This is a genomic window from Nonomuraea antri (genome assembly GCF_013283785.1).
Lineage (GTDB): Bacteria > Actinomycetota > Actinomycetes > Streptosporangiales > Streptosporangiaceae > Nonomuraea > Nonomuraea antri.
The window spans coordinates 1-3,935 of record NZ_JABCPZ010000424.1 but is presented as its reverse complement, the minus strand read 5'-3'; the positions used below and the strand labels follow the sequence as shown (position 1 = coordinate 3,935).

General features: G+C 72.7%; 3 protein-coding genes. All 3 read left to right on the top strand.

What is annotated here, in order from left to right; genetic code table 11:
- The first annotated feature begins 98 nt into the window (after window positions 1-98).
- Complete coding sequence (locus HII36_RS53730) at window positions 99-1,475, top strand: DUF4331 domain-containing protein (protein ID WP_173531126.1); 1,377 nt, start codon at window positions 99-101, stop codon at window positions 1,473-1,475.
- 149 nt (window positions 1,476-1,624) lie between these two features.
- Window positions 1,625-2,821 carry a tetratricopeptide repeat protein gene (locus tag HII36_RS53725; protein ID WP_173531125.1) on the top strand — a complete coding sequence of 399 codons (1,197 nt, stop codon included), beginning with the start codon at window positions 1,625-1,627 and terminating at the stop codon, window positions 2,819-2,821.
- A partial coding sequence (locus HII36_RS53720; RefSeq protein WP_173531124.1) for a High-affinity nickel-transporter occupies window positions 2,818-3,935 on the top strand: 1,118 nt, incomplete at its 3' end. The genes HII36_RS53725 and HII36_RS53720, both read left to right, overlap by 4 nt.

The window sequence follows — 3,935 nt, the reverse complement described above, 5'->3', positions numbered from 1 at the left end:
AAGAAGGTGACATCCGGGGGCGGGGGTTCGGACGAATAGGGCGTCGAGGAATCCGGCCGGAACCTCTCGTACCGATCAGCCCTTCGAAAGGACCGAACATGGAGCTCCGGATCAACCGGCGCGCTCTAGTCGGGCTCGGCATCGCGGCGGCGTTGACCGCTTCCTCGTTCGCCGTTCTCCGCACGGACTCCGGATCGACTTCCTCGCACCGCGAGGCGCCCGCGATCTTGGCGGACCCGCTGAACGACAACACCGACACCTACGCGTTCGTCAGCCCCGACAAGGCGGACACGGTGACGCTGCTGGCCAACTGGATCCCGTTCCAGGAACCCCAGGGCGGCCCGAACTTCTACCCGTTCGACACCAAGTCCCGCTACTACATCAGGGTCGACAACGACGGCGACGCCAAGCCCGACGTCTCCTACCAGTGGACGTTCCGCAACGAGGACAAGCGCGGCAACACCACGTACCTGTACAACAACGGGCCCGTCACCTCGCTGAACGACCCGAACCTGCTCTTCCGCCAGCGCTACACGCTCAAGCGGATCACCCCGTCGGGCTCCAAGACCCTGATCTCCGACGGCATCGTGGCGCCCAGCAACGTCGGGCGGGCGTCCATCCCGAACTACGCCACGCTGCTCCAGCAGGCCACCGTGAAGCTGCCGAACGGCGGCCAGACCTACGCCGGCCAGGCCGACGACCCGTTCTTCCTGTCGCTGGAGGTCTTCGACCTGCTCTACCGCGGTGACCTGTCCGGGGTCGGCACGGACACCGTCAAGGGCTACAACACGAGCACGCTGGCCGTACAGGTGCCGGCCAGCGACCTCGCGCTCAAGGGCGACCCCAAGCGCAACCCGGTGATCGGCGTCTGGTCGACCACCGACAAGTTCAACGGCAAGGGCTACACCCAGGTCTCGCGGCTGGGCAGCCCGCTGGTCAACGAGGTGGTCGCGCCCGCCGGGCTGAAGGACGCCTTCAACGCGCTGCCGCCGGAGAAGGACGCCGACGTCCCCGCCCTGGTCAAGCGCGTCACCGACCCCGAGGTGGCCAGGCTGCTCGAGAGCACCTACGGCATCAAGGCCCCGGCGACCCCGCGCAACGACCTGGTCCAGATCTTCCTGACCGGCATCGCCAAGGCCACCGGGCCGATCAAGGCCGATCTGAACTCGCAGAGCCTCAACCAGGACGCCGGCAAGCTCCGCCCGGCCGAGATGTTGCGGCTCAACATGTCCATCCCGCCCACGAAGGACCCGAACAGGCTCGGCGTGCTCGCCGGTGACCTGCAGGGCTTCCCGAACGGCCGCCGGCTCGCCGACGACGTGGTGGACATCGAGCTGCAGGCTGTGGCGGGGGCCGCGCAGTCCGGCAAGCTCGTGCCCGGTCTCACCGACAAGGTGGACAAGAACGACGTGCCCTTCCTCAAGACGTTCCCGTACGTCGCTCTGCCCAGCAACGTCGGCGTGAACGAGCGCTGACCACCCTCCAGACCGGCCGGTCAGCCCTCCTGACCGGCCGGTCCCCCTGCGGCAGGCGTCCCGTCTCCCACTGCCTGCCGCGCCACGGCCGGCCGGCCGTGTCTCCCCGTTCGCGGCCGGCCGGCCCCTTCTACTTCCGGAGACCTTCGATGCGTTCCCTCGTCATCTTCCTGGGCCTGGCCCTGGCCGGCGCGCTGGTGTTCACGGTGCTGTCCGTCTCGGCGCCGCCCGCCGAGCGGGCCGCGCAACGGCCCGCCGCCGAGACGCTGCAGGCCAGGCTCAAGCGGCTGCCCGCCGACCACCGAGGCTGGGCCAGGCTCGCCACCGAGTACGTGGACCAGGCCAGGATCACCGGCGACCCGTCCTACTACGCCAAGGCCGACGGCGCGGTGGCCAACGCCGTGCGGCTGCGTCCCGAGGACGACGCGGTGCTCACCGCCCAGGCCGCGCTCGCGGCCGGCCGGCACGAGTTCGCCGAGTCGAAGCGGCTGGCCGAGCGGGCCATCGCGGCCAACCCCTGGTCGGCGGCGGCCCACGGCGTGCTGGCCGACGCGCGCACGCAGCTGGGCGACCTGCGCGGGGCCGCCGAGGCGGTGGACGAGATGCTGAACCTGCGGCCGGGGGTGGCCGCGTTCGCGCGGGCCTCGTACGCGGCCGAGCTGCGCGGCGACGTGGCCGGGGCCCGCAGGTACCTGGAGTACGCCGAGCACGACGCGTTCGCGCCGGCCGACCACGCCTACGCCCGCTACTACCTGGGCGAGCTGGCGCTGCACTCGGGCGACCTGGCCACCGCCGCCGGCTGGTACGCCAAGGCGCTGCAGGCCTACCCCGCCTACACGCCCGCGCTGGCCGGCCAGGCCAGGGCGGCCGCGCTCGCCGGCCGGACGGCCGAGGCGCTGAAGCTGTACGAGAGCGTGGTCGCCCGGCTGCCGCTCCCCCAGTACCTGATCGAGCAGGGCGAGACCCGGATCAAGGCCGGTCAGCCCGCCGACTGGACGTTGCTGCGGGCGCAGCAGCGGCTGTTCGATGCGGCCGGCGTGCGCGACGACCTGACCTGGGCCGAGTTCGAGGCCGACCACGGCGACCCGGCGCTGGCCGTGCGCCACGCCAGGGCCGAGTACGCGCGTAACCCGAACCTGGTCGCCGCCGACGCGCTGGCCTGGGCCCTGTTCAGGGCGGGCGAGCCGAAGCAGGCCCTGACGTACGCGAAGAAGGCGACCGCGACCGGCTGGCGCAACCCGCTGATCGCCTACCACCGGGCCAGGATCGAGCAGGCGCTCGGCCTGCCCGCCCGGCCCGATCCGAAATTCGACCCGGCGCTCTCCGCGCTCGCGAGGTTCTCATGAGACTGATCAGGCTCGGGCTGCTCTCCGTCGTGGCGGGCCTGGTGATCTCGCTCGGGCTGAGCCTGGTGCTGCTGGTCGCCACCGCCCGGGCGGCGACGGTCACCGTGCATCCGCTGGGCAACTTCACCGTCAACCACTACAACGGCCTGCGCCTGGCCCCGGACGAGGTGCGCAACACGGCCGTCGTCGACCTGGCCGAGCTGCCCACGCTGCAGGCCGAGCCGCAGGTGGACGCCGGGTACGCGGACCGCCGCTGCGCCCTGCTGGCCGCCGCCCAGCGCCTGGTGGTCTCCGGCAGGGAGGTGCCGTGGCGGGTGGGCGAGGCGTCGTTCGCGTACACGCCGGGGCAGGGCGGCCTGCGGACCAGCCGGCTGACCTGCCGGCTCGTCGCGGAGGTCCGGGTCGACGGGAGGGTGGAGTTCAGCGACGGCTTCGAGCAGGAGCGGATCGGCTGGCGCGAGATCACCGCGATCGGCGACGGGCTGCGGCTGTCGGCGTCGTCGGTGCCGGCGGCCAGCGTCAGCGGGGAGTTGCGCGCGTACCCGGAGGATCTGCTCGCCGCCCCGCTCGACCAGCGCACCGCCGAAATCACCGTCGGCGGGCCCGGCGCGGGCACGGCCGGCGGGTCAGGGGTGCGGATCGGCGGGCCCGGCGGGCTGGACATCGGCGGCCCGATCGGCGCGGCACTGGCGGGGGTGGATCGGGTGTTCACCGACCTGATCGGGTCGGACTCGCTCACCGTGCCGCTCGGGTTGCTGGCGGTCGGGCTGGCCGCGGTGCTCGGGGCCGGGCACGCGCTGATCCCGGGGCACGGGAAGACCATCATGGCGGCGTATCTGGCGGGCCGCCGGGGGCGGCCGCGGGACGCGCTGGTGGTGGGGGCCACGGTGACGGCCACGCACACGGTCGGGGTGCTGGTGGTGGGCCTGCTGCTGACGGTGTTCACGTCGCTGGCGGGTGAGTCGGTGCTGGGGTGGCTGGGGGTGGCCAGCGGGGTGCTGATCGCCGCCATCGGCCTCCGCCTCCTGCTCTCCGCCCGCCGCGGCGCCGGCCACGCACACGGGCACGGCCACGGTCATGGGCACGGCCACGGTCATGGGCACGGCCACGGTCA